This is a genomic window from Candidatus Methylospira mobilis, assembly GCF_009498235.1.
Lineage (GTDB): Bacteria > Pseudomonadota > Gammaproteobacteria > Methylococcales > Methylococcaceae > Methylospira > Methylospira mobilis.
This window is the reverse complement of record NZ_CP044205.1, coordinates 3,027,302-3,051,940: the sequence shown is the minus strand read 5'-3', so window position 1 is coordinate 3,051,940 and position 24,639 is coordinate 3,027,302. Positions and strand designations below refer to the sequence as shown.

At 54.8% G+C, this 24,639-nt stretch carries 18 protein-coding genes; 12 read left to right on the top strand and 6 right to left on the bottom strand.

From position 1 onward, the window contains the following. Positions 1–2 precede the first annotated feature (2 nt). From F6R98_RS13815 to F6R98_RS13805, 3 genes are read left to right on the top strand one after another with little or no spacing between them, the layout of a single operon-like run. Entirely contained in the window at positions 3–3,227 is a 3,225-nt protein-coding gene (locus F6R98_RS13815) for an efflux RND transporter permease subunit (RefSeq protein ID WP_153249536.1), read from the top strand. After that, a complete protein-coding gene (locus tag F6R98_RS13810; protein ID WP_153249535.1) occupies positions 3,227–4,453 on the top strand; it encodes an efflux RND transporter periplasmic adaptor subunit in 1,227 nt (408 codons plus the stop codon). Before F6R98_RS13815 ends, F6R98_RS13810 begins: the two co-directional genes overlap by 1 nt. Positions 4,454–4,485: 32 nt before the next feature. Next, entirely contained in the window at positions 4,486–6,072 is a 1,587-nt protein-coding gene (locus F6R98_RS13805; protein WP_153249534.1) for an efflux transporter outer membrane subunit, read from the top strand. Positions 6,073–6,587: 515 nt separating this feature from the next. Here F6R98_RS13805 and F6R98_RS13800 read toward each other — a convergent pair. Next, positions 6,588–7,370 (bottom strand): trypsin-like serine peptidase, encoded by a 783-nt coding sequence (locus F6R98_RS13800; protein WP_194269946.1) that lies wholly within the window; start codon positions 7,368–7,370, stop codon positions 6,588–6,590. A gap of 543 nt (positions 7,371–7,913) precedes the next feature. Between F6R98_RS13800 and F6R98_RS13795 the strand changes: the two genes are divergently transcribed. Next, complete coding sequence (locus tag F6R98_RS13795) at positions 7,914–8,609, top strand: CBS domain-containing protein (RefSeq protein WP_194269945.1); 696 nt, start codon at positions 7,914–7,916, stop codon at positions 8,607–8,609. Between the two features lie 77 nt (positions 8,610–8,686). Here the strand turns inward: F6R98_RS13795 and F6R98_RS22525 are convergent, their stop codons facing one another. The 5 genes from F6R98_RS22525 to F6R98_RS13775 form a co-directional block, all read right to left on the bottom strand. Beyond that, the gene (locus tag F6R98_RS22525) at positions 8,687–8,818 is read right to left on the bottom strand and encodes a hypothetical protein (protein WP_265588097.1); all 132 of its coding nucleotides are present in this window, start codon (positions 8,816–8,818) and stop codon (positions 8,687–8,689) included. Positions 8,819–9,134: 316 nt separating this feature from the next. After that, complete coding sequence (locus tag F6R98_RS13790; protein ID WP_153249531.1) at positions 9,135–9,629, bottom strand: hypothetical protein; 495 nt, start codon at positions 9,627–9,629, stop codon at positions 9,135–9,137. A 52-nt stretch (positions 9,630–9,681) separates the two neighbouring features. After that, positions 9,682–12,825, bottom strand: coding sequence for an efflux RND transporter permease subunit (locus F6R98_RS13785; protein ID WP_153249530.1), 3,144 nt, complete (start codon positions 12,823–12,825; stop codon positions 9,682–9,684). Beyond that, positions 12,822–14,045 carry an efflux RND transporter periplasmic adaptor subunit gene (locus F6R98_RS13780; protein ID WP_153249529.1) on the bottom strand — a complete coding sequence of 408 codons (1,224 nt, stop codon included), beginning with the start codon at positions 14,043–14,045 and terminating at the stop codon, positions 12,822–12,824. Before F6R98_RS13780 ends, F6R98_RS13785 begins: the two co-directional genes overlap by 4 nt. Further along, positions 14,039–15,610, bottom strand: a complete 1,572-nt coding sequence (locus F6R98_RS13775) for an efflux transporter outer membrane subunit (protein ID WP_228124879.1) — start codon at positions 15,608–15,610, stop codon at positions 14,039–14,041. The genes F6R98_RS13780 and F6R98_RS13775 overlap by 7 nt, the downstream gene beginning before the upstream one ends. A gap of 553 nt (positions 15,611–16,163) precedes the next feature. Here F6R98_RS13775 and F6R98_RS13770 point away from each other — a divergent pair. The 8 genes from F6R98_RS13770 to F6R98_RS13735 all read left to right on the top strand — a co-directional run bounded on the left by F6R98_RS13770 (position 16,164) and on the right by F6R98_RS13735 (position 24,639). After that, a complete protein-coding gene (locus F6R98_RS13770; protein WP_194269944.1) occupies positions 16,164–16,967 on the top strand; it encodes a DUF3313 family protein in 804 nt (267 codons plus the stop codon). 164 nt (positions 16,968–17,131) lie between these two features. Next, complete coding sequence (locus tag F6R98_RS13765) at positions 17,132–17,629, top strand: hypothetical protein (RefSeq protein WP_153249526.1); 498 nt, start codon at positions 17,132–17,134, stop codon at positions 17,627–17,629. A 286-nt stretch (positions 17,630–17,915) separates the two neighbouring features. Continuing rightward, positions 17,916–18,650 carry an RNA-binding protein gene (locus F6R98_RS13760; protein WP_153249525.1) on the top strand — a complete coding sequence of 245 codons (735 nt, stop codon included), beginning with the start codon at positions 17,916–17,918 and terminating at the stop codon, positions 18,648–18,650. A gap of 282 nt (positions 18,651–18,932) precedes the next feature. Beyond that, positions 18,933–19,640 carry a DUF2092 domain-containing protein gene (locus F6R98_RS13755; protein WP_194269943.1) on the top strand — a complete coding sequence of 236 codons (708 nt, stop codon included), beginning with the start codon at positions 18,933–18,935 and terminating at the stop codon, positions 19,638–19,640. Between the two features lie 199 nt (positions 19,641–19,839). Then, positions 19,840–20,646 carry a bestrophin-like domain gene (locus F6R98_RS13750; protein ID WP_153249523.1) on the top strand — a complete coding sequence of 269 codons (807 nt, stop codon included), beginning with the start codon at positions 19,840–19,842 and terminating at the stop codon, positions 20,644–20,646. A 387-nt stretch (positions 20,647–21,033) separates the two neighbouring features. Next, complete coding sequence (locus F6R98_RS13745) at positions 21,034–23,376, top strand: mechanosensitive ion channel domain-containing protein (RefSeq protein WP_153249522.1); 2,343 nt, start codon at positions 21,034–21,036, stop codon at positions 23,374–23,376. Then, complete coding sequence (locus tag F6R98_RS13740) at positions 23,369–23,992, top strand: paraquat-inducible protein A (protein ID WP_153249521.1); 624 nt, start codon at positions 23,369–23,371, stop codon at positions 23,990–23,992. Before F6R98_RS13745 ends, F6R98_RS13740 begins: the two co-directional genes overlap by 8 nt. Further along, positions 23,989–24,639 (top strand): paraquat-inducible protein A, encoded by a 651-nt coding sequence (locus F6R98_RS13735; protein ID WP_194269942.1) that lies wholly within the window; start codon positions 23,989–23,991, stop codon positions 24,637–24,639. Before F6R98_RS13740 ends, F6R98_RS13735 begins: the two co-directional genes overlap by 4 nt.

The window sequence follows — 24,639 nt, the reverse complement described above, 5'->3', positions numbered from 1 at the left end:
GCATGAATCAGATTGTCCTCATTGCCCTGCGCAGGCCTTATACCTTTGTCGTTCTTTCGATTCTGATCGTGCTGTTCGGCATCATGTCGGTGCTCAAGTCGGCCACAGATGTCTTTCCGCCTATCAAGATTCCCGTTGTCTCCGTGGTCTGGGCCTACGCAGGACTATTGCCGGCGGATGTGTCCGGTCGTATCACGTTTTATTACGAACGCGCCTTGACTTCGACGGTGGAAGGTATTGCGCGCATCGAAAGCAACTCCTATTACGGCATCAGCATCATCAATATCTATCTTCAGCCCGATACCAATCTCGCCGGCGCCGAAGCCGAGATAACCGCGATTTCACAGGCGGTCGTCAAGCAGTTGCCACCTGATATTTCTCCGCCCCTGATCATGCGTCTCGAAGCCTCGTCGGTGCCGGTGGTCATGCTGCAGGTTACTTCCGATACGCTGTCGCCGTCGGAGCTTTATAATCTCGCCTACGCGCGTATCCGTACCTTGCTGGTGACTATCCCTGGGGCTATTCTGCCTCAGCCTTACGGGGGGAAACCTCAGCAGCTGCTGGTCTCACTCGACAAGCAGAAGCTGCTCGCCCATAACATCAGCGCGACCGATGTTCACAACGCGTTCGGCGATCAAAGCATCGTGTTGCCGGCCGGAGACATGAAGATCAAGCAGACCGACTGGATGGTGCAGACCAATGCCACGCCGATGCTGGTTGAGGATTTCAACAATATCCCGATCAAGCGCGTCGACGCCACCAACGCCACCGTCTATTTGCGCGACGTCGCCGACGTGCAGATCGCTGGTCCCCCGCAAATCAACTCCGTGCTGGTCGGCGGCAAGCAGGCGGTCATGCTGGTGATGATGAAGAGCGGCAACGCATCGACCCTGGATGTGGTCGACGGCGTCAAAAAGATGATTCCGCGCATCGAACAAATCCTTCCCGAGGGCGTGCAGATCAAACTCCTGAACGATGCTTCGATTTTCGTGAAGGATTCGATACAGGACGTTCTGCATGAAATGGGTACTGCCGCTCTGCTTACCGGGCTTGTCGTGCTGCTGTTTCTCGGCTCATGGCGTCCGACCGTCATAATCGCAACTTCCATCCCGCTCGCCATCCTGACCTCGCTCATCTGTCTGCACCTGATGGATGAATCGATCAATATCATGACTCTGGGCGGACTGGCGCTGGCTGTCGGCATACTCGTCGACGACGGAACCGTGATGATCGAGAATATCGACACTCATCTCGAAATGGGCAAGCCGCTCGAAACCGCCATCATCGACGCCGCGAATCAGATTGTCGTTCCGACTCTGGTGGCCACGCTGTGCATCGTTACCGTCTGGTTCCCGCTGTTCGAGCTGAGCGGCGTGTCCGGTTACCTGTTCGCGCCGATGGCTGAAGCGGTGATCTTCGCCATGCTCGCCTCCTTCATACTGTCGCGCACGCTGGTGCCGACCATGGCGAAATATATTCTTGTGGATCATAATGCGCCGCATGGACAGCCTGAAGCGGCATTGGCCGGCGGTATCCACGGCGCCGCGCCGCCGGGTTCCGGTCATCACGCCGCGAAGCCTCCGGGTTTCCTGGGCCGCTTCCAGAAGGGCTTCGAACGCGGTTTCGATCAATTCCGCGAAAGTTACAAGGCGATGCTCGAACAGGCAATCGCCCAGCGCAGCGCATTTATTCGCATTTTTCTGGCGTTCGCTATCGGATCTCTCGTCCTGTTTTATTATAACGGACGCGATTTCTTCCCCGAGGTCAAGTCGGGCACCATGCTGATGCATATGCGCGCACCGCTCGGCACGCGCATCGAGACTTCAGGACGCATCGCCACGCTGGTTTCGAACGACATCGCGAAGCTGCTGCCCGGTCAGGTCGAAGACGTTGTCAGCAACTGCGGCATACCGGTCGGGCCGCATAACCTGGCGTTTATTCCGACCCCGACCATCGGTTCGCAGGATTGCGATCTGACCATCAGCCTGAAGAATGAGGCGTCGCCGGTTTGGGATTACCGGCGCACACTCCGTAAAGGCTTGCAGGAACGCTATCCGGGAACCGAGTTTACGTTCCAGCCGGCCGATCTGACTGCGAAGATACTCAATTTCGGCTCACCCTCGCCGATCGCCGTACGCGTCAATGGCACGGAAATGGAGGCTAACTACGAGTACGCGCGCAAACTGGCGAGCGAGTTGCGCAAGATCAGCGGCAGCAGCGACGTGACGATACAGCAGACCATGCGTACGCCGACCCTGAATATCAACGGCAATCGCAGTCTGGGACTCGGCATTGATCTGTCCTTGAAAGACATTACCGACAACCTGCTGATGTCGACGTCCGGCAGTCAGCAGGTCGATCAGGTCTACTGGCTCGACCACAAGACCGGCCTGTCCTACCAGGTCAATGTCTATTTGCCGCAACCGCAACTCGCGAGCGTCGAGGATCTTTTAACCATTCCGGTTGATAAGGGCGACATGGATCCGACCGGAAACGGCATGCAACTGCTCGGTAACGTCGCCTCGCTTTCAGTCACCGGAACGCCGGGCGTAGTAACGCATATGGATATCATGCCGGTGTTCGATATCTATGTCTCCGCCGAAGGACGCGATCTCGGCGGGGTTCTGGCGGATGTCGAAAAAGCCGTCAAGAGCATGGAGAAAGAACTGCCTCGCGGTACGGCGGTCGATATCAAGGGGCAGGCTGAAACCATGAGCAGCGCTTATATAGAGCTGCTGGCCGGGCTTGTCGCCGCCATCGTGCTGATCTATCTGCTGCTCGTCATCAACTTTCAGTCCTGGCTCGATCCCTTTATCATTATCACTGCCTTGCCTGGCGCATTGGCGGGCATCGCCTGGTCGCTGTTCATCACGCATACCAATATTTCGGTGCCGGCGTTGACCGGCGCGATCATGTCCATGGGTACGGCGACCGCCAATTCGATCCTGGTGGTTTCATACGCCCGTGAGCGGCTGGAGGTGCATGGCGACGCGCTGAAGGCCGCCGTCGAAGCGGGTTACGCGCGCATACGGCCGGTGTTGATGACCGCGTCGGCCATGGTCATCGGCATGCTGCCGATGTCGTTGAGCAATTCCCAGAATGCGCCCCTGGGGCGCGCCGTCATGGGCGGTTTGATAGTTGCAACTTTCGCGACGCTGCTTTTCGTGCCGTGCGTTTACGCCATGATTTACAGCAAACGAACCGCCAGTACCAAGGAGAATAGCTGATGCACTCAATTCTGCGCCAACCGCGCGTTGTCATATTGATCCTGCTGTGCGTCGTTTACGTCGGCTATCAGTTCTATGTGCGCAAACACGACGCCGATGCGTTGCGCGAGGAGACGCTGAGGGACGCTGTTCCCACTGTTGCCGTCACCCACGCCAGGCCGATTGCGCCGACCGCAACCATTACTTTGCCCGGCAATATCGACGCCTGGTATCAGGCGCCGATCTATGCGCAAATCCCCGGCTATGTGAAAATGTGGTACAAGGATTACGGCGCGCATGTGAAGCAGGGCGATGTGCTTGCCGAAATCAGCCAGCCGACCCTCGACGCCGAATTTTCCCAGGCCAAGGCCGATCTGGACTCGCAACGCGCCAAATACAATCTTGCGCTGGTGTCCCTGAAACGCTGGCTGGCACTGCGAGAATCGCATGCAGTCTCGGAACAGTCGATCTCCGTGGCGGAAGCAAACGAGAGATCCGAAGCGGCGCTGGTCAAGGCGGCAGAGAACAACGTTAATAATTTCCTGGCGAAGATGCGTTTCAAAACCATCGTCGCGCCTTATGACGGCGTAGTAACGCAGCGTAACATCAACGTCGGAGACTACATCAATAAGGACGGCAATATCAGTAGCGCCAGCGGTAATACGGTGAGCAACCTGTTTTCCGTGGCCGACATGCATAAGATGCGCCTTTTTATTTCCGTGCCCAGCGCCTTTGCCGATATGCTTAAGCCCAGCCTCACGGCGGATGTCACCGTGCCGCAATTTACCAATCGCCATTTCACAGCCAAGTTCCTGACTGCCGCCAATGGCATCGATCCGAATACGCGCACTGTGATTACCGAGTTCACCATCGACAATGACGACGCAGCATTATGGCCCGGTTCGTACGCTACCGTTCGTCTCACCGTGCCGGTCGACACCAATATTCTGAGCATCCCCGCCAGTGCTCTGGTATTTCAGGAGGCCAATACACAGGTAGCCGTTGTGACGGATGACGACCGCATTCATTTCAAGTCTATCCTGTTGAGCAAAATTCTCGACGGTACGGTTGAGTTTACAGAGGGAGTTTCCAGAAGCGAGCGCATTGTTAACAACCCCAGTGCCGCCTTGCTTGAAGGCGACAAGGTGCGGGTTGTCACGCCTGCGCCTGGCTATGACCTCACCAGTCAGGAAACGCCTGAGCCGGCTGCTGAGCCATCCTCATCAAACGCTTCCCCTGCCGAATGAAGGGCGAGCGCTTCTTGCAGACGAAACCGGACATGTCAGGCATCTTTCTCTCTCGCGCGCGGTGTGGCGGTTTGTTACTGCTGGCGCTCAACTTGACTGCCTGTATTGATGGCCCGGCCTTCGATCTGGCGCCCGCCTATGAGCCTGCGCAATTCGTCGTTCCCGACTCCTGGCATGGGTCGAGTCCTTTTGTCGATGCGAAGCCATCTGATGGCGAATTGCGCCCGGATTGGTGGAAACTTTATAACGATCCGATTCTGAATCAGCTTGAAGAGCAGGCCATGGCGTCCAATCCGGACCTGCAAGCCGCGGCCGAGCGCTTTGTTCAGGCGCGCGATATGATGATGAAGGTTCGTTCACGCCTGATTCCTCAGTTTGGCGTGGAGTTCGGGGCCTCGAACAATGAACAGTCCATCAATACGCTGTTTCGCGCCCCCAATGCGCCTATTGAGCAGTCGGATTTTTACTCCGGGGGACTCGCGTCCTGGGAGCCCGACTTCTGGTCGGCGATTCGCAACAGGGTGCGCGCCGAGATTTACCTCGCGGAACAGCGCGCCGCCGAATACGGGCTAGCGCGCTTGAGTCTGCAGGCGGAAATTGCGGCGAATTATTTCACGCTGCGCGGCTATGATGCGCAGGACTCCGTTTATACCAAATCGATTGCCTACTATAAAAAATCGCTGGATATTGTCGACGCCCAGTTCAAAGGCGCTATCGTGCCGCAGCTCGACGTCGCCCGTGCCGAATATCTGCTGCACAGCACCGAAGCGAAAGAGCTCGATATTCAGGGCAGACGTCAGGTGGCCGAACATGCGATCGCCATTCTTGTCAATCGGGTGCCTGCCGCTTTCAGCATCGCGCCGGTTGACGAGTTGCCGTCGCCGGTTTTTACTGTTCCGCAGAAAATTCCGGCCTCTTTGCTGGAGCGTCGGCCCGATATAGCCGAGATGGAGCGCCGGATGGCGCAGGCGAACCGCGCTATCGGCATTGCCCGCGCCGCTTTTTTCCCTAATGTGGTATTCAAGGCCAGCGGCGGGTATGAAAACGGCAACATGAATCTGATTGCGCTCGCCAATAGTTACTGGTCTTACGGCGCCTCCGTTTCCATGCCGCTGTTTCAGGGCGGTCTTCGCCGCGCCCAATTGCAGCAGTCCTGGTCGGCTTATCGCGAGACCGAGGATAACTATCGTGCGACGGTGCTCAACGCTTTTCGCGAAGTCGAGAACGGCTTGAGCCTGACGAACCGGTTGACCGCTGCCGCCGAGCGCCAGGACGCGGCTGTCAGAGCTGCGCTGCAAACGCAAAGTCTGACTATGGAACTGTATATGGGCGGTCTGATTACCAGTCTTGATCTCATTTACGCGCAGATCAACACGCTGACTGCGAGTATCGACGCCGTGGTGCTCAAGACCGAACGGCTGAAAAACTCGGTTGCGCTTATCCGTTCGCTCGGGGGAGGGTGGAACCGCAAGCAGTTGCCCGCCGACGATCAGATACAACCCTTCGGAATTTTCGAAGAATACGGCAATGCCGGAAAACCGCAACCCGCAGGGGGGATTGATGTTCCGGCGGACAATAACAGGTTGAATAATGATCTGACCAAGCCCGCAGTTCCTTGAGCGGCGCTCAAGCCGGTACGCAGAGCGAGAAAGGTTAGATATTGCGTAACTATTCAGCGAGTGCTTTTGATTCCTGGCCGAAGCCCGTCGGAAGTAAGGCAAGCCACAGCCGAGACAGGCTGCAAGTCCGTCCGTGGAAGCTCTCTGCGCCCATCCGTGGACGCAGAAGGTCTCGCCTGACTCACCTCACTTCTTCTCCAACGGGTATACTGAACAGCTAGGATATTGCATTGATTTTGCCGCAGCGGATTTACCCTTGTTCCCGGTCGGTCGTACCGCAAGAACGAGAGGTATTTATGAAGCCGTTTCTCTCACTCCAGACGGCGTATTAATGTATCGTTGCGGAAAACGACAAGATTTCAGCGGAAATAATGATGCAGATGGTCTTTGGATCGTGTAAGGGTTGCGTTCCGCCAGGTTTTACGTTGAGTGAATGGCTCAGTATGAAGTTGACGAGGTTGCAGCTCTTTGTGAGTAACTGCATATTCGCTGATACTGAATAGTTACAACCCATGTTAATGCAATAAATCAAGAAACCCGGCGGCGTTGACCGCATAGCTTCCGGGATTTTTGGCTCCAGCCAGGGTCGAAGCGGAAAATACACCCACTAGCCAAAAGTCCTTGCCTTGGCGCAATAGAAGGGGAGCTCCGGAGTCGCCTTTGGTGCTATCGCAATCCGTAACCAGAATCCGCCCATTATCTATAAGGCTGCGTATTGCGCAGCTGTTTACAAGAGATAATAGATACGGACGGTCTTGAGCGTAGCCAGCGGTTTCAAAGTGGAGCGAAGCAATATCGGGAAGGTTCATCTCCAACAGAGAGCGGACCTTGACTGGCTGCACCGACAACGCATGCAACAGTTTAACTATCGCCCAGTCATTGGCAATAGTATTTACTGTCGGATTGCGGGGGTCGAAGCCCGACGGCCTCTGGATAGACTTGCAACGTGCAAAACCCGCATCTTCGTCGCGCCTCAAATCAGCTACGAACACGATTTCTTCAGGTTGCAGCCAGCGGTTGGCTGCGTGGTTATAGACACAGTGAGCCGCTGTCAATACCGTGTCCGGGGCTATCAGGGTTCCAGTGCAATAGGCGTTGCCATCAGGCTGGTTGAATCTGCCTATGGCTTGCCAAGGCCAAGCAGTCGAATCGAGAGGGACCCGGTCATCGTGGCCAATGATACCCGGTAGGTCCGATTGGGGGGCGGGCCACTCCAGTTGTCCTGAATCCGCCTGGCATGCAGAGGAACTAAGTCCAAGGAATGCGCCAAATCCAAAGATTACACTCAACCAGATCACTATGGTATGCCCCTTTATTTATTGATTGTACTGTTCGGTGTAATCGTACACATCTGGTCAGCTTACCAGATCCGTCGGGCGATTGTTGCAATCTTTATATATCGAAAGACCTTTACCTATTGTCCCCGTATCAATTCCTATTGACCAAGTAGATAATAAATAGGAATGGCAAAATTAATGCGCGGTATGTCGGTATTACGGATTGTGAAAATAGGCGGTTTATGTTTGTCCGTCATTTATGACCGAATGTTGAACCCGAAGCGTCATTCTTGGTGGTATCAAAACGTTTAATGAACCCCGCGCAATTGCTCTGCTTTTCTCTATACCCGGATTGACAGCCTGTCTTCGCATAGGTAGTCTATGTCTTGCGTGGGTAGTGTATTCCATTGAATTTTATATTTTTGTAATATGCACGCTATGCTGATCAGCTGTTTTCAGCAAAAAATTCGCAAAGTGCGGCGCTTGAATGATCGTCGGCAATGTTAGTCCGGTATGACAAGTAATCCCATAATTCCACACGCCTTTATTTTCAAGGAGAGCAGTATGAAAGAAGAGGGCAGTATGAAAGCAAAAGATGTCATGGTTCGTGATGTTGTAACAGTGAAGTCGAACTGTGAGGCTGCCGATGCAATTAAGCTTCTTGTCGAGCACGATATCAGCGCGTTGCCCGTGGTTGACGAGAAAGGGGTGGTGATTGGTGTGATCAGCGAAGCGGACTTTATTCATCGCGAGGAGATCGGCACCGACAAGCATCATCCCTGGTGGCTTGAGGCGCTGACGCCTGCTTCGACCCTGGCCGGGGAGTTCGCCAAGTCGTATGGGCGTCACGTTAGCGAGATCATGTCGACCCGTGTTATATCCGCATTGGAAGATACACCGCTGGACGAGATAGCGACTCTGCTAGAGAAATACCGTATAAAACGGGTGCCTATCCTCGGGAATGACGGTAAGCTTGCCGGTATCGTGAGCCGATCCAATTTGATTCAGGCGCTCGCGTCGTCGCCGCCTCGGACCAACACATCTGCCGCTTCCGATCGCCAAATCCGTTTGGAATTGCTTGATAGGCTTGGCAGGCAGCCTTGGACGGACTTTGGCGCGCGCAATATAATCGTGAGCGAAGGTGTGGTTCACTTATGGGGTTTGGTGTCTTCGGAAGAAGAGCACAAGGCGCTTATCGCATTGGCGGAAGGGGTGCCTGGTGTTGCTCGCATATCGGATGAGATGTTTCCATCGTATTGATTCAACATCTGATCGTTGCATAACTATTCAGTCCGATCAGACTCCGGAAACAGGAAGACCGTCATACCGGCACGGATTCAAGTCGGGCGAATCCGCTCGAAACGCTGTGTGGGTAAATGCAAATTTTCTCCAAGCGTATTGGTGCCGGTATCCAGTCGATCAGGAGATAACGCCCAACCGGCCATGGCGCAAGCGTTGCCCCGTATCATGCAAACGCACGCGCCACGCCCGGTTTCCCTCACCCAGCCTCTCCCGGCGGGAGAGGGGGTTGGGTGTTCGCTTCGCGATTTGCACGGTAACCATTCACGGAGTCTGGATTCCGGTAATCCCTGCCGGAACGATGCGATTTTTAAAACTCAACTCGATATTTGCGTCTTGGCATGTTTCTGTTGAGAAACTCTGTAGATCTTGCGGCATTAGGTTACGATGGCAGCAAGGCGTCTCAACAGGTAAAATCCTGCACACATATTTCCTTGCGGGGTAGGAAATAACTCCGTACGTATTGGATATCTCCTGATAGCCATTTTACCGCTCCGCTGGCGTTGCTTCATCCACCGGCTGCACTACTTTCGCCTGCTGCTTTTGCGGGGCATTCGCTTGCTGCTGCTGAGTTTGCGAGTCTTTATCCTGCTTGGCGAACTCAAGGTCTTTTTCCAGGCCGGGGGCATTGGCATTACGCTGCAAGGTAACCGTGAAGTTTTTGCCGACCGGATTGCACAGCCGAATGGCAGGCGCGGATGACGCGGTTGCGCCGCTCATCCAGCGCGCGCTGTAACCTTTTACGCGAAAACAGCCCGTTCTCTCTTTATCCCTGTTGGTTTTATTAACCAGCTCGGCTTTATCGAAGTCAAGGGTTACCGGTGCGACGCCCAGACCGGCGCCGGTCTCGGTTTGCGATATATACGCGCCATCCGGTTCCGATTTTATTACCAACGAGGTTTTATTGGATGAGCATCCGGACAGAACGGTGTAAAGTAGTAATATTGAGGCCGCCGTATAAAACCTGAACTGTGTTTGCATAGGGAGTTTCTCGTTGTTATGTAGGGCTGGGATCATCTAAGTCGCTATTTTACTATGCTCCAGTCTTTCCCCCAGCTTCTTTTTTCCTTTCGCTCCAGCGCTGGGTGATGATGTAAAACACCGGTACGAACGGTATCGCCAGCAGGGTAGAAGCCAGCATGCCGCCGAATACCACTGTGCCAATGGCCTGCTGGCTGGCTGCGCCCGCGCCTTCGGCGTTCATCAGCGGGACTACGCCGAGGATGAAGGCGAATGATGTCATCAGGATCGGACGGAAGCGGCGTCTGGTTGCTTCGACCGCCGCATCGGCTATCGACATGCCTTCGGCGCGCAGTTCGCGCGCGAACTCCACTACCAGAATCGCGTTTTTGCTGGCAAGCGCAATCATCAACACCAAGCCGACCTGGGTGTAGAGATTGCTATCGAAGTTGCGCATTATCAGCGCCATGACGATGCCTACCAGCGCCATGGGGACGACCAGAATTACTGCCGCCGGACTTGCCCAGCTTTCATACTGCGCCGCCAGCACCAGAAATACCAGCAGCAACGACAGTCCGTAGATTAAATAGGCCTGATTACCCGCCAGTTTCTGCTGGTAGGCAATGGCGGTCCATTCGCCGCTCATTCCGGCCGGCAATCCGTTGGCCGCCATCTGCTCAATCAGATTGATGGCTTGACCGGCGCTGAATCCCGGAGCCGGAGCTGCAATCACCGATGCGGACGGATACAGGTTATAGTGAGTCACCAGTTCGGTGCCGAGTTTGCGGTTGACGGTCATCAGTGTACCGAGAGGCACCATTTCCTCGCGAATATTTTTTACGTACTGATTCTGGATGTCTTCTATTTGCAGACGATAGGGCGCATCTGCCTGGATATAGACCTGGTACGGCTGATTAAATTTGTTGAACAGATTGATGTAGCTAGATCCCAGATAGCTTTGTAAGGCATCGAAAACCGTACTCATCTGGATTCCCAGTGACTGTACCTTGGTGCGATCCACGTCCAGATACAGTTGCGGACTCTGATTGCTGAAAGTGGTTGCGAAGAATCCCAGACCCGATTGCGTGTGGGCGAGGCGGACCAGCTCCTGAACGCTTTTTTCCAGTTCGGCCAAGTTGTCGCCGCGCTTATCTTCCACCATCATTTGCAGACCGCCGCTCTGACCAAGTCCCTGTATCGGCGGCGGCGTCACCACGGCGAATTTTGCCTCGGGAATGCTGTTCAAATCGTTGCGCAGTTTGGCTATAATATTGTTTTGCGTCAATTCCTTGCCGCGTTTATCCCAATCTTCGTAAATCGCAAAGGTAGCAACCGTATTGGACAGGTTGGCGGCATCCAGCAGCGAGAATCCGCCGATGACTACCCAGGCCTTGATGCCGGGCGTTTTCTTCAGAACATTGTCAACTTGCGCGGCAACCGCGCGTACGCGCGGTTGGGATGCGCCATCAGGCAGACGCGTAACGACTATGCAATACCCCTGATCTTCCGTTGGAAGAAAACCGCCAGGATGGTTTGCGAACAACCAGGCCCCGAAACCGACGATACAGAAGAAAAGCAAAGCCATGGCAGCGGTGCGTTGCGCCATCCAGCGTATCAATCGGGTATAAACTTCCTCTATCGAGCCGTAGACCCGGTTGAAACCGCGATAAAATGCATTGGGCTGATAGCCGGCGGGTCTTGGGCGAAGATATTGTGCGCATTGCGCCGGTTTCAATGTTACAGCATTGATGGCGCTGATGATGGCGGTGGAGGCAATTACCAGCGCGAACTGACGGAACAATTGGCCGCCGATTCCGGGCAAAAAGGCAGTCGGTACGAATACAGCTACCAGAACCAGGGTTATGCCCATCACCGGTCCGGTCATCTCCTTCATGGTCTGGATTGCGGCATCCTTGGGCGTCATTCCCTTTTCTATGTAATGCGATGCGCTTTCAACGATGACTATTGCGTCGTCGACCACGATGCCGATTGCCAGTATCAGCGCGAACAGCGTCATCAGGTTGACGCTGAAACCGAGCAAGGCCATCGCGCCGAAAGCGCCGATGATGGTGACGGGCACCGTGGTTGCCGGCACCAGCGTCGCGCGCCAGTTCTGCAGAAATACCATGATGACGATCAACACCAGCACGCCGGCTTCGTACAGGGTTTCATACACGGCGTGTATGGATTGTTTGATGAACTGGGTGGTGTCGTACTGTATGTCGTATTTAAGACCTTCCGGGAAGTCGCGGCTCATGTTTTCCATGCTTGCGCGAATCTTGTCTCCTACCTCGATGGCATTGGCGCCCGGCAGGGCGTAAGTCAGGATTTGCGCCGCCTTGTGACCGTTGAGACCGGCAAAATTGGCGTAAGTCTGCTGGCTCAACTCAACGCGCGCCAGATCCTTGAGGCGGACGATTTGAGCCGAGCTTTGGTTGTCTTTGTCGCGATGCGTCTTGATGATTATGTCTTCGAATTCCGACTCTTCCGACAAACGTCCCAGTGCATTAACGGTGAACTGATACGCCTGATCGTCCGGCACCGGCGCGCTGCCCAGCGCGCCGGCAACCACTTCGACATTCTGTTGTTGAATGGCGGTGACGACATCTTTGGTTGTCAGGTCGTAGTAGCGCAAACGCTCGGGGTTGAGCCAGATACGCATACTGTAGGAACCGGCGCCCATGGTTTTGACCTGCCCCATGCCGTGGATGCGGCCCAGAGGATACTGCAGGTTGATGATGGCGTAATTGGAAAGATAGGTTTCGTCGAAACGGTCGTCATCCGAATAAATGCTGACCACTTGCAGAATATTGGTGGACACCTTTCTGACGTTGACGCCTTGTTTTTGCACCGTATCGGGAAGCATGGCCAGTGCGCTGTTAACCATGTTCTGCACCAGCGACAGACCTGTGTTCAAATCGCTGCCGACCCTGAAGGTAATGGTCAGGACATAACTGCCGTCGCTGCCGCTGGTCGATGTAAGATACAGCGAGTTTTCCACGCCGTTGACCGCCTGTTCGATCGGTATGCCTATGGTTTTGGCGATGGTTTCCGCACTGGCGCCGGGATAACGCGTTGTAACCTGGATGGTCGGCGGCACAATGTCCGGGTATTGGGCGACAGGCAGGTTGACCAGACTGACAGCGCCGAGAATGATGGTGATAATGGCGATAACATTGGCAAAAATCGGGCGTTCGATGAAGAATTTGGAAATCATTGCGCAGCCGCTCCCGCGCCCGCAATTTCGGGCACATTGCCGGAACCGGTTTCCGCCGCCGTTTGTTTAACCGGCGTGACCGGCTTGCCGGGGATCGCGCTTAGCAGGCCGTTGACGATGACCCAGTCCTCTGCGGAAACGCCGTCGGTAATCGCAATTTGCTTGCCGGAACGCGAGCCGGTAACGACGCTGCGCCGTTGCACGATATTGTTGCCGTCGACTAAAAGAACGTAGGGGCCCTGTTGATCGAAGCTTATGGCGTCTTCCGGAAGCAGTAGCGCCGCGGCGGGGTTATCTATGGGCGTTTTAATACGTGCGAAAGAACCGGGAAAAATTCTAAAATCCGAGTTATTGAAGGTCGCGCGCAGCAGCAGTGTGCCTGTGGTTGTATCCAGGCGTATGCCGGCAAAGTCGAGCGCGCCCTTGTGCGGATAACCTTCTTCGTTGGCAAGGCCCATAAAGACCGGAATTTCCGGCACCCGGCCCCTTTCCCTGCCATCATTTTCGTGTTCCTTGCGGACGTGCAGCAAATCCTGTTCGCTGATAGTGAAATAGGCGTAAATCGGGTCCAGTTGGTTGATTTCGGCCAATACGGTTTTTTCGCCCGCGCCCACCAGATTTCCGGGGTCCTTGAGGCGGCGCCCCGCGCGTCCGGTAAAAGGCGCGGTAACGCGGGTGTAGCTCAGGTTGAGCTTGGCCAGCGTCACATTCGCTTCGTCGGCCATGATGGCGGCTTTGGTCGCGTCGCGTTCATATCGATATTGGTCGACCGAGGTTTGCGGCGCGGCGTTTTGCTGGAGCAGGCCGGAGTAACGCGTCAGTTCGGTTTCGGCATGCAGCAGCTTGGCCTTGTCGGCCAGTAGCTGGGCCTGGGCCTGCTGCAGTTTGGCTTCGTAAGTGTCCTGCTGGAGCAGAAACATCAATTGTCCTTCTTTTACGATATCGCCTTCGCGGAACAATACTTTTTCCAGGTAGCCCTCCACGCGCGCTACCAGTTCAACGGTTTTGATCGACTGTATGTTGCCGGTAAATTCCAGGAAGGGCGTAACGGGCCCGACGCTGGGATGGCTGATCGTAACCTGTGGCGGCGGCGGTGGAACATAGGTATTCGGTTTTTTGCAGGCAGCCGATGCCAGAACAAGCGCGGTGACAATGCCGATCCTGAATATGCGTATCACTGGAAAAGTCTCCCTGAAGTTATAGATGTTTCTGCTTACCATTGCGGTGCCCGGATCAAGTCGGTGGGGCGTTCGGTCGGAATGGGGGTTGGTTTCAAAAGGTCGCCCCAGTTGGTGCGGTTGTCCATGGCCTGTTTTATCGGTTCGGGAACAAACTCCTTACCCTCGCGTATTTGCCAGCCGCCGCCCAGCGTTCGATAGACGCCAACCAGGTTCGAAGCGATGCCGCCCAGAGTTTGAGCAAAGTTGTCCTGCTGTTTCAGCAGCTCCTGTTCGGCCGTCAATACGGTTGTAAAGTCGGTGATGCCTTCGCTGTACTGGAGCATGGCGAGATTGAGTGAGCGTTGCGCCGCGGCGGTGCTTTCAGCCAGGAATTCGGCGGAGTTTTGCGCCATTAGAAAGGCGATCAGCGAATCTTCAACTTCTTTTTGCGCTTTCAGTACCGTGTTTTGATAGTCCAGCAGCAGCGCTTCGAAGCGCGCATCCTGCCCTCTGACCTGATTGGTGAGTTGTCCGAAGTTGAACAGATTCCATTGCACCGACGGACCAAAACGATAAAAGTGCTGGCCCCAACTGAACATATCGCTGAGGCTGCTGCCTTGCGAATTGGTACCGATAAAACCAAAGCTGCCGCTGATTGAAAAAGCCGGATAGAGGTTGGCCTTGGCCATGCCGATGCGTGCCGATTGCGCTGCGGCAGTCAGTTCAGCCTTGCGGATATCCGGCCGTCTCCGCAGCAGGTCGACCGGAATGCCCAGCGCAACCTGAACCGGAGGGGTCGGTATTTTTCCGCAGTCCTCTGCGGCACCCAGGGATGTTTCGAACTTGTCTGGCGGGATGCCCTGCAGCAGACTCAATGCGTTTTTCGCCTGACGCAAGTCTTTACGCAAGGTTGGAATCGTCGCCTGCGTACTGGCGAGTATGGTTTTGGCCTGTTCGACGTCGCGCTGCGTACTGGCGCCTCCGATGAACTTTGCCGTGGCTATGCGCAGACTGTCGGTTTGAACCTTGACGTTCTGATTGGCGATATCCAGGCGTTTCTCCGCTGTGCGGATCTGTACATAGGCGTTGGCGACATCTGCTGTCAGCGATACCAGTATATTGTCATAGTCGGCCACGGTAGCCATCAGCTGCGCATCCGAAGCTTCGATCGCGCGGCGGAATTTGCCCCAAACGTCGATTTCCCAGTTCGACTGGATGCCGATACGGCTGAACCACATGCTGTCGCCGAGCCCGAGATTTCTCATGAAAGGTGATGAATACTTATCGACTTCACCGCTAAAGTCCTGTTTTTGCGGATACAAATCGCCGATGGCAACGCCCAGTTCCGCGCGCGATTCCAATATGCGCACTCCGGCGCTTTTAAGCGATATATTTTGCGCGTAGGCGGTTTCTACCAGCTTGTTCAGCACCGGGTCGTTGAACAGCCGCCACCATGCCTTGACATCGTCATCCTTGCCTTTTTTCAGGTGCTGATCTCCGGCCTCCAGCCAGTCGGACGATACCTCTGTTTCCGGGGTTTCGTAATCTGGTCCGATTTTGTATGAGCAGGCAGCGGATAAAATAACTGGAAGAATCAGAAGCAGGCGGCTTCCAACGGTTTTCAATGATCGAATCTTCGGTATCATCCTGTACGTGATCCAGCAGGAGTAGGAGAAAGTTGCCAGTATACTTTAATCGGTTTGCGGGCATAGTTTCATATATGCCCATATGTATTCCTGAAGTACATTAACCCAAAAAATCGGGAGAGTCTATTGGACTTTGGTCCCATGTCCCGCTTACAGAACGGTCACTGGTTGAGGCGACGGCGACGCGTTGGTTCTCAAGGCGCTGACGTGTCTGCATTGCTCCGCGCTCTGCCGGTTTTTGCAATGCCCAGTTTTTTTACGCGCTTTATGCGCCTCGCCAGGCTGGTTGTGTCCTGTCGGATCTGGATATATGCCGGGAGTAAGCGGGTTGGCGTTACAGCAGAAGCTCGACGGCGCGGTAATTGTCCCCTTTTGTCGTGTTGCCTGCGGACAACGGCAATAACTCAAGCCGGTTGTCGACTCGGCACTGTTTGTTGCCGGGCGCGTAGACATCGACTCTGGGGACCGGTAGCCGCGCACCGCTGTCTGTGATAGTTTATGTGTTATGGATACCGATTATGCGCGTTGCCGTATGGCATTGAGAACGAAACAGGCCGCACTTGCGGGCGGCAGAACCGCAGGCGTTTTTATGCTGTTGTCGGCCCTTGCTGTTTCCGGTTGTTCGAGCATTCGCTCGGGCAGCAATGAGGTAAAGACCGCCGTTGTCGATCCTGCGCCTGACGCGGGCTTCATCGCACATCCGGAGCGGCAGCGCTCGCGCGCCGACTTGCCGTTTCAAAAGGTTTGGATCAAGCCCGGTTTCGATAAAAACAACTATCGGGAGCTGCTGGTCGCTCCGGTGAACACCCGATATATGATGGAAATGGACTGGCTGCACGGCATGAGCTCCGCCGCGTGGTTCAGCGACGTACAGGCTGATATCGCAGAGCTTGGGCTCTATTTTCACGATCAGGTTGTGAAGGCTTTTAAAAATGATCCCCATCATCGTTTCCGGGTAGTCGAACGTCAGGAGTCGCAAAAACACCCCGCTTTACGGCTGGAGCTGGCTCTGATCGAAATCGACCCGTCCACTCCTGTGCTGCACGCGCTCAGCTGGGCGGGGCCGCCGGGAACGGGAACTGTTGCCGGTGTCGTCAATCAGCGTAGAGCGGCTTTCGAAGGCCGGTTGCGCGATTTGAAAACAAACGAAATCGTCGCTACCTTTGCAGATCGCGATATGGCGGATATTGCTCCGATCGATCTTACGCGTCTGACCTGGTATGGCCCTGCCAAGCGTATCATGGAGCGCTGGGCCGGACAGTTCGTGCTGATCGCCAACCGTAAACAAGGTGAGGCGGTCACTGATGAGACCCCCTTCACCGTGATGCCGTTCTGATGCTTTTCTGCGTTATACATAGTTGCCGGTTAGCGTAAATTGAGCCTATTAAGACCAAATGCTAATGGAAAAGGGGATGTGCCAAGATTTAGAATGAAGCTTCCCGAAGCAGGATGCGCTTTCCTGTTCCGGATTTGAATAAACAAATCATTTTGGATATTAATATGAAAAAACAGATAACTACGTTGACGTTTGCGTTTGCTCTTGTTTTTGGCGCCGCTTGCGCCGAAGCTGTGGATGCAGTTGCGCCGGCTGGCGGCGAACAGGATGCAATCAGTTTGTTGCGCGCCGAACTGCGTATGGACAAGCGTGCGTTTGTAAAAGCCTCCATGCCGCTCAACGATGACGAAGCCAAGAAGTTTTGGACCATCTATAACCAGTACGAAGCCGATCTGATGAAAGTTAACGACCGTAAACTGAAAGTGATCGAGGACTACGCGGACAATTATGATGATCTGAGCGAGGACAAAGCCGCCGAATTGGTGCAAGACATGTTTGATGTCCGCGAGTCCAGAAGCAAAATAGTGAAAAATTATTACAAGAAAGTTGCGAAAGCGCTGTCCAACAAAATTGCAATGCGCTTTGTTCAGATTGAAAGCGTATGGATTGCGGCTGCCGATTTAAAGATCAGTTCCGCAATGCCGTTGATTCCGAAACAGTAAGAGGCCATCCATGACCGCTCGCCATGGGCGGTTGGCGTGCCTGTTGTGCCGTTTCTCTCTTCCACGGGGAGAGGGTGGGAGCGTGCGCGGGGTCGAGGGTGTCTTTTTATGGGGGCGGGAATTTTGTCATGGCCGGTAAGCTCATTCGCGACGTGTTTTATCCCTTGCTTCCAGCCTGTCTGTGCGATGCGCAAAATCCTGCATGAGCTCACTAAATTAAGTAGGTTGGTAAATCTCTACCAAAAAAAGTAGTTCAGCTTGAATACGTCACCGGAGGGTAGAGTTTATGCGTCTACACAATAATTATCAGATCAGAGCCATTCTGGCTGTCGCCCTTGTTGCAGCCCTGCTCTCCTCTGCGGCCCATGCTCGCAGCGGGTCGGCCTCCGGGTACAGAGGCAGTGCTTCCTGGGGCGGGGGGTCCGGCAGCGCGACCGGCGCAAGAGGCGGCAGCGCTTCCTGGAACGCGGGTTCCGGCGGTTCGGCGACTACGGCCAATGGCGGCTCGGCATCCTGGGGCGGCGGCACCGCCACTGCCACTACCGCTTCAGGAAGTACCGTCACCCGAAGCGGTGCTTATTATGGCCGGCCCCCGGCTGCGTATGGCGCTCCGGGGTATCATCCTCCTGCGGCCGTATACCACCCTCCCGCAGCGGTATATCATCCGGTGCCTTACGGTTCCGCCAATGTTTATTACAATAACGGTTATAACGCTACAACTGGGCAAGTAATGGCTGCCGGGGCGGCCGGCGTGGCGGTGGGCGCGATGGCCGGTTCGGCCGCTGCGAAATCGTCGCAACAGCCCACTTACGCAGCGACGGCATCCGCCCCGCCTTCCGTCGCGCAGCCTCCTGTGATTGATTCGCCGTTGCCGGTGGGCTCCCAGCTGTCCGCCCTGCCGGCCGGCTGCACCAACGCGGTGGTGAAATCCGTCGAATACTACGGCTGTGGCCCAAACTGGTTCAAGCCGGAGTTCGGAAGCAACGGGGTTTATTATCAGGTTGTCAAGCAGCCATTCTAGTCTGGCCTGCTCCTGTTGGCGTGAGTATCGCAGAGGAAGCGGCTGTAAACAAATTTAAACCAAGAAATGGGAGGCTTGACTATGCAAGCAGAATTGATCGCAAATCGGTTTCAACGGAAGGCTATGGTCCGGCTGTTTATGGCTCTGGTTCTTGTTTGGTCTGCGAGCGCCTGTGCGGATGATTTACCGCCGGATAACCCGCGGATCCCGGCTCAACCCTCAGCGGAAGAACCAAAAACGGCTGCGCCTGCGGGCAACGCCGAAAACTCGGCTCATCCCGTCATGGATCAGCGTGCTCTTGCTCTTTTGAAGCGCATGAGCGATACCTTGGTCGCAGCCGGATCCTATGGCTATCACACACGTAGTTCGGTGGAAATTCCTGCATCGACCGGACAATTTCTGACTTTCTTCGCCCAGGCCGACCTGGTGCTGGAGCGTCCCAATAAGTTACGGGTCAGAATTAGCGGCGACGGTCCGGCTTACCAGATTACCTACGACGGTTCCAAGGTGTGGGCGTTCGATCCCGCCAAGAACCTTTATGCAGTCCTCGACGCCCCCGGCAGCATTGAGGACACGTTGAGCTTGTTGATTACCAAGGCAGGCATCCATTTTCCAGCGTCGAATTTCATGGCTAGCGACCCTTACGCGGTCATGACCCGGGACTTGAGCAGCGCCTTCGTCGTTGGTGCTTCCAATGTGAATGGCGCGCTGTGCGACCACCTGGCTTTTATTGGTCCGGGGGTTGACTGGGAAGTCTGGATCGAAAGCGGTAAAGAGGCTCTGCCGAAGCGTTTGGCGATTACCTACAAGGATGCCGCCGACTCCCCGCGCTACATGGTTGAATTTTTCGACTGGAATCTGAAGCGGAAGCCTGCGTCCACCGACTTCGCTTTCAAGGCGCCGAAGGACGCCAGACAAATTGAGTTTTCCGGGCCGCCGGATAGTCCGCAGGCGTTGGCGAATCCGGGAGCAGCGGGCGAAAAAAAATAACGGCGCGATTCTTTTTCTGTCCAGAGTTGGTTACTCTGGTATGCAAACGTATTCGCCGCCCTATGGCCCTATGACGGTATAGCCATCAACATTGGCCCCTCTCCTGTGCGAGAGAGGGTTTAGGGCTGGAACGGCTTATTTTAACGGTGTTATCGCTGACTCCCGTCTGTTTTCCCCTCGCTATTTGGAATAATTATAAGTGTACTGGATTTATGATTTGCCGACCTGGCAACTCGGTGCGGGTATCGTTTTGTCGTTTCTTGCTTTTTCGCTCGCAGGTTTAATTGCGTTGCGCGGGTGGATTTATAACACGTTTCGTATTTCCGACAGTACCAACGAACCGATCAGTGCTGTTTTTGCCGGTGTCGGTATGCTGTACGGGCTGTTGCTGGGGCTGGTTGCGGTTGCAGCCTGGCAAAACTTTGATAGCGTCGGATCGCTGGCCAGCAAGGAGGCCGCTTCCATTGCGGCGCTTTACCGGGATATCAGCGCGCTGCAGGAACCCGCCAAACACTCGCTTCAGAACTATCTCGCAGACTATCTAGCCTATGTCATTGATGTTGAGTGGCCGTTACATCGGCATGGAGAGAGCCCGAATGACGGGGCTGTGATTCTTACCGGCTTTTATGGCGTCTTGTCAGGTTATCAACCGGACTCGATCAGTCAGCAAATCCTTTTGTCGGAGTCGGTCACCGCGTTTAATCATCTGATTGAATTGCGTCGAGCGCGTATGGATTCCGTAGACGTAGGCATTCCGGCTGTTTTCTGGGTCGTCATGCTTGCCGGGGCGTTCCTCATTATTCCATTGATTTACTTCTTCCATCTGCCATCAATGAAGACGCATCTTGCGCTGACGGCCGTATTCTCGATTTTCCTGGGATTTATGATTTTTCTTATGGCTGCGGTAGACAACCCCCTGCGTGGTGAAGTGAGTATTTCTCCCGACTCCTATCAGGCAATACAGGATAGTCTTAAAAACTTTGATCCGGTTCGGTCAAGTCAATGAAGCAAGAGTCCATCTTCGGGGTATGTGGCGAAAATACTTCCTCGTTTGTGGGCGTAGCGCTGCGAATGCGACTGGAGCGTCCTGCGTATGCGATCAGGGAGCTAATGAATAGAAACGTTTACCCGGCTTTTTTCCCGGCTGCGTCAGTTTATAGACTCAAAGCCCTATAGTCTCTGGCCGCTTGCTTGTGTTAATCTTGGACATCCTGCCGCCAGGTTTCAAAGAATCTCTGCAAAATCGATTTCCTCTTGGCGACTGCAACATTCGACGTTCCGCAAATACGGAGAGATAGGCTGGGCCGGGCGCGGTTGGTAAGCCTGTTTGATAAAATAGAATTACACATTTTTCATTATTTTTGGGTCGAACGGGTTGAGTGCGAAAGATTGCATGATACAGCGACATATCCGGCGGCAGCCTTGGCTTGCCTTTGCTTTCCTGTCGTTTGTCGCAGGTATGTTAAGCCTGCCCACGTTTTCTCAAGGAAATGGTGACGTTTCACCGCCTTCCAGCGAAATGCAACAGGGCGTGGTGCATGACCGTCTGGCGGAAATTCGCAGACGTTTGTCCGCCCTGCCGGTAGATGCCGCCGCGGTGCAGTCTGCGGGAGCAACGGATGCCGAGTGGGGGGAGTACAAGCGCACGTTGCGGTTGTTGGCGCAACTGTATCAGACTCATCTCGATTCGCTGAATAGATTGGAATCCATACGTCGCTATCATCGGGAAACAGCGGAGAAAACGCTTGCCTGGCATGGATTTGAGCTGCCAGGGCCTTATGCCGCAGACTTCATTGATAATTTGTGGAACGCGGTACTCGCCAAGGAGCGCGAAGTCGAGGCGCTACGCAAAGAGCAAGCGCTGTTCGATCGTACACTGGAAGATGCGCGCCTGGATCTTAAGCGAACAGAGCAAGGGGTGCGCAAGGCGGATGAACGGCTGGAAGGTTCTGCCGTTGATGAAAAGGAGCGCGCCAATTGGTTACGGAGTTTAAGCGACCTGCGGCGCCAGCAAGAAGAAGCCAGGTTGGCGATGCTCGACACCGAGCGCGACTTTCACAATGAATTACTATCGGTTCGCATCAGCGAACAAACGCTGTTAAAACGTCAGGCTTTGACCGCCAGCCGCATTTCACCGCTTACTCCTGCCGATCTTGATGCCAAGCTGGCGCTTCTGGATCGAAAACAGCAGGAAATCGAAGCAGCAACGCAAAAAGCGATAGAAGCAGATCGGGAATCTCAAGCCCGCTTCGATGCGGTTCGTGAGCGCTTGGAAAAAATGCAGGAGCACGGGAAGCCGGCGAACCCTCAGGAAGAACAGGCGAGAAATCATGAAATCGTTAAGAACCGGGTAGAACTGGACGCGAGCAAGCTTGAAACAGAGGCAGCAGCGGCAATTCTGAAGATAATGCGCATGCAGGCACTTCTTCTGGCAATGCGCCGCGAGTTGTGGGAGCACCGCTATGCCAGCGTCCATCAACAAGCGAGCAAGGAAGCCGAAACGGCGATGAGCGCATACCAGCGTATTCGAGATATTGTGGATTCCTGGCTCGATTTTCTCGGCGCCGAACTCGAAATAATCCGCCGGCGCGTGGACGATCAGCAGCAGCATGTCGACGCCTGGAAACAGGAGTATGGTGACCGCGCGCCGGCTATGCGGGAGCAGGCCGCTCTTGTCCGCTGGGAGTCCATGTTGCGCGGGGCTTTGGCCGAGGCTGAAGATCTGGACGGCGATCTGCGCAGCTGGAGCGAGAGTATGTTCCGACCGAAAGAGAGCATTTCATTTGCCGAACGCCTGAAAAATCTTCAACTCACCATCTACAAACTGAGCGTTGAGGCTTGGAATTTTGAAATAGTCGCTGTCGAAGATAAAATCATGGTAGAGGGGCGCGAGATTGTCGGCAAGCGTAGTGTGACCCTGGGTAAAATCATGCAGGCGCTCGCCATCCTGGTGATAGGGCTCTGGTGTTCGACGCGTATCGGTAACTGGTGGCGTGGTCGCATTATGCAGCGTTTTTCCGGCAAGGAAAGTTCTGCGCTGTTGATACATCGCATTTTCAGTATGGCTACGGCCGTTCTTCTGGTCGTTTTCTCGCTCCTGGCAGTGAACATCCCGCTAACCGTATTTGCTTTTGTCGGCGGTGCGCTCGCCATAGGCCTTGGCTTTGGCGCTCAGAACATACTTAATAATTTTATCAGCGGGCTGATTCTGCTGGTGGAAAGTCCCATTCGTTTGAACGATATCGTGGAAGTGGACGGCGTGCGCGGACGGGTTAACGATATTGGCGCGCGCTGTTGCCAAATCCGTTGCTTCGACGGGATCGATATGTTGATTCCGAATTCAACCCTACTGGAGAAAAATGTTACCAACTGGACGCTGTCTGATCATCATATGCGTTTCACGATTAGTGTTGATGCTGCTTATGGCTCGCCGATCCATGATGTCATGTCGGTATTGAAGCGTGCGGTTGAGGAGCATCCCCGGACGCTCGACGATCCTGCTCCTGAAATTTATCTGCAGGAGTTCGGCGACAGCTCTCTGCTTTTTCGAGCGGACTATTGGGTGGATATCAGTAAAGTGCCTAATTGGATGCGTGTAGCCAGCGACCTTCGCATTCGCCTGGAGGAACTGTTCGATGAGATAGGCGTCGTCATTTCCTTCCCTCAGCGCGATATACATCTGGATAGCGTCAAGCCGCTTAAAATCGAACTGGTTGGTGCATCACTCCATGCATGAAACACAAAATAATGCCGAAGCGCTCATTGCCTGCATCGATTGCGATCAGCTATATAGCAAACCCTGGCTGCAGAAAGGTGAAAAGGCGCTGTGCAGCAATTGCGGCGCGGTGCTGTGCGAACGCAAGCGCGGCGGCATCGATCTTAGCCTGGCACTGGCGCTTACCTGCCTGATTCTGCTGCTGCTGGCAAACGTTTTCCCCTTGCTGCGCATGAGCATAGCCGGAATAGTGCAGGAAGGCTCGCTGATGACAGGCATCGTTGAAATGTATAAGCAAGGCTACTGGGAAATTGCCGCGCTGGTTTTTATCGTTACCATCCTGGCACCGCTGGCCAGAGCCCTGTTGCTGTTATATGTCCTGATCCCGATGCGATTCAACCGGCTCGCGCCGAGAGCGGCGCGGGTATTCAGACTGCTGGAAACGCTGTCGCCCTGGGCGATGACCGAAGTGTTCATGCTGGGAATACTGGTAGCCGTGGTCAAAATGGCCGATCTGGCGACACTGCAGCCGGGCATCGCGCTCTACTCGTTTGCAGCATTGATGCTGTTCGTGGCCGCAACGGATGCCTCGCTGGATGTCGATAATATTTGGGAAAAAATAGGAGCGGCATCGTGATCCAGAGTAGACGCACAGCAACGCGGGCAGGCTATCTGGTTTGCCACGATTGCCGTCTGCTGACGCCGATCAATTCCGTAGCGGAGCACGCGCACCGTTATTGCCCGCGTTGCGGCAGCAGTCTGCACTTGCGCAAACCGGATAGCCTGACGCGCACCTGGGCGCTGACATTAACTGCCTATATTCTCTATATCCCCGCCAACCTGTTGCCGATCATGACCGTAAAAATGTCGGGTCGGGGAGAAGCGGACACCATACTCAGCGGTGTCAAGGCATTGATAGTCGGCGGCATGTGGCCTCTGGCGCTGGTGGTCTTTTTCGCCAGCATCACCGTGCCGGTGCTGAAACTGCTGGCGCTGACCGGCCTGCTGCTTTCCGTGCAGGTCAAGTCGAACTGGCGTCCACGGGAACGCACCGTGATTTATCGCCTGACCGAACTGATCGGGCGCTGGTCGATGATCGATATCTTTGTCATCACCATACTGGTCGCTCTGGTCCAAATGGGTTCGCTATCCACGATCGACGCCGGTCCGGGCGCGGTTGCCTTTGCCGGCGTCGTGGTGATCACCATGTTTGCCGCCATGAGCTTCGACCCGCGTTTGATCTGGGATAACCTCGAAAATCAGCCTATGAAGGAAAAGGAATAA

Excerpts from the sequence above, each read along its gene's own strand:
- F6R98_RS13760 (WP_153249525.1), top strand. The coding sequence starts at position 17,916 with ATGCGTCTACACAATAATTATCAGATCAGAGCCATTCTGGCTGTCGCC.
- F6R98_RS13755 (WP_194269943.1), top strand. The coding sequence starts at position 18,933 with ATGGATCAGCGTGCTCTTGCTCTTTTGAAGCGCATGAGCGATACCTTG.
- F6R98_RS13770 (WP_194269944.1), top strand. The coding sequence starts at position 16,164 with ATGGCATTGAGAACGAAACAGGCCGCACTTGCGGGCGGCAGAACCGCA.
- F6R98_RS13795 (WP_194269945.1), top strand. The coding sequence starts at position 7,914 with ATGAAAGAAGAGGGCAGTATGAAAGCAAAAGATGTCATGGTTCGTGAT.
- F6R98_RS13810 (WP_153249535.1), top strand. The coding sequence starts at position 3,227 with ATGCACTCAATTCTGCGCCAACCGCGCGTTGTCATATTGATCCTGCTG.
- F6R98_RS13785 (WP_153249530.1), bottom strand. The coding sequence starts at position 12,825 with ATGATTTCCAAATTCTTCATCGAACGCCCGATTTTTGCCAATGTTATC.
- F6R98_RS13765 (WP_153249526.1), top strand. The coding sequence starts at position 17,132 with ATGAAAAAACAGATAACTACGTTGACGTTTGCGTTTGCTCTTGTTTTT.
- F6R98_RS13745 (WP_153249522.1), top strand. The coding sequence starts at position 21,034 with ATGATACAGCGACATATCCGGCGGCAGCCTTGGCTTGCCTTTGCTTTC.
- F6R98_RS13805 (WP_153249534.1), top strand. The coding sequence starts at position 4,486 with ATGTCAGGCATCTTTCTCTCTCGCGCGCGGTGTGGCGGTTTGTTACTG.
- F6R98_RS13740 (WP_153249521.1), top strand. The coding sequence starts at position 23,369 with ATGCATGAAACACAAAATAATGCCGAAGCGCTCATTGCCTGCATCGAT.
- F6R98_RS13815 (WP_153249536.1), top strand. The coding sequence starts at position 3 with ATGAATCAGATTGTCCTCATTGCCCTGCGCAGGCCTTATACCTTTGTC.
- F6R98_RS22525 (WP_265588097.1), bottom strand. The coding sequence starts at position 8,818 with ATGATACGGGGCAACGCTTGCGCCATGGCCGGTTGGGCGTTATCTCCT.
- F6R98_RS13780 (WP_153249529.1), bottom strand. The coding sequence starts at position 14,045 with ATGGTAAGCAGAAACATCTATAACTTCAGGGAGACTTTTCCAGTGATA.
- F6R98_RS13790 (WP_153249531.1), bottom strand. The coding sequence starts at position 9,629 with ATGCAAACACAGTTCAGGTTTTATACGGCGGCCTCAATATTACTACTT.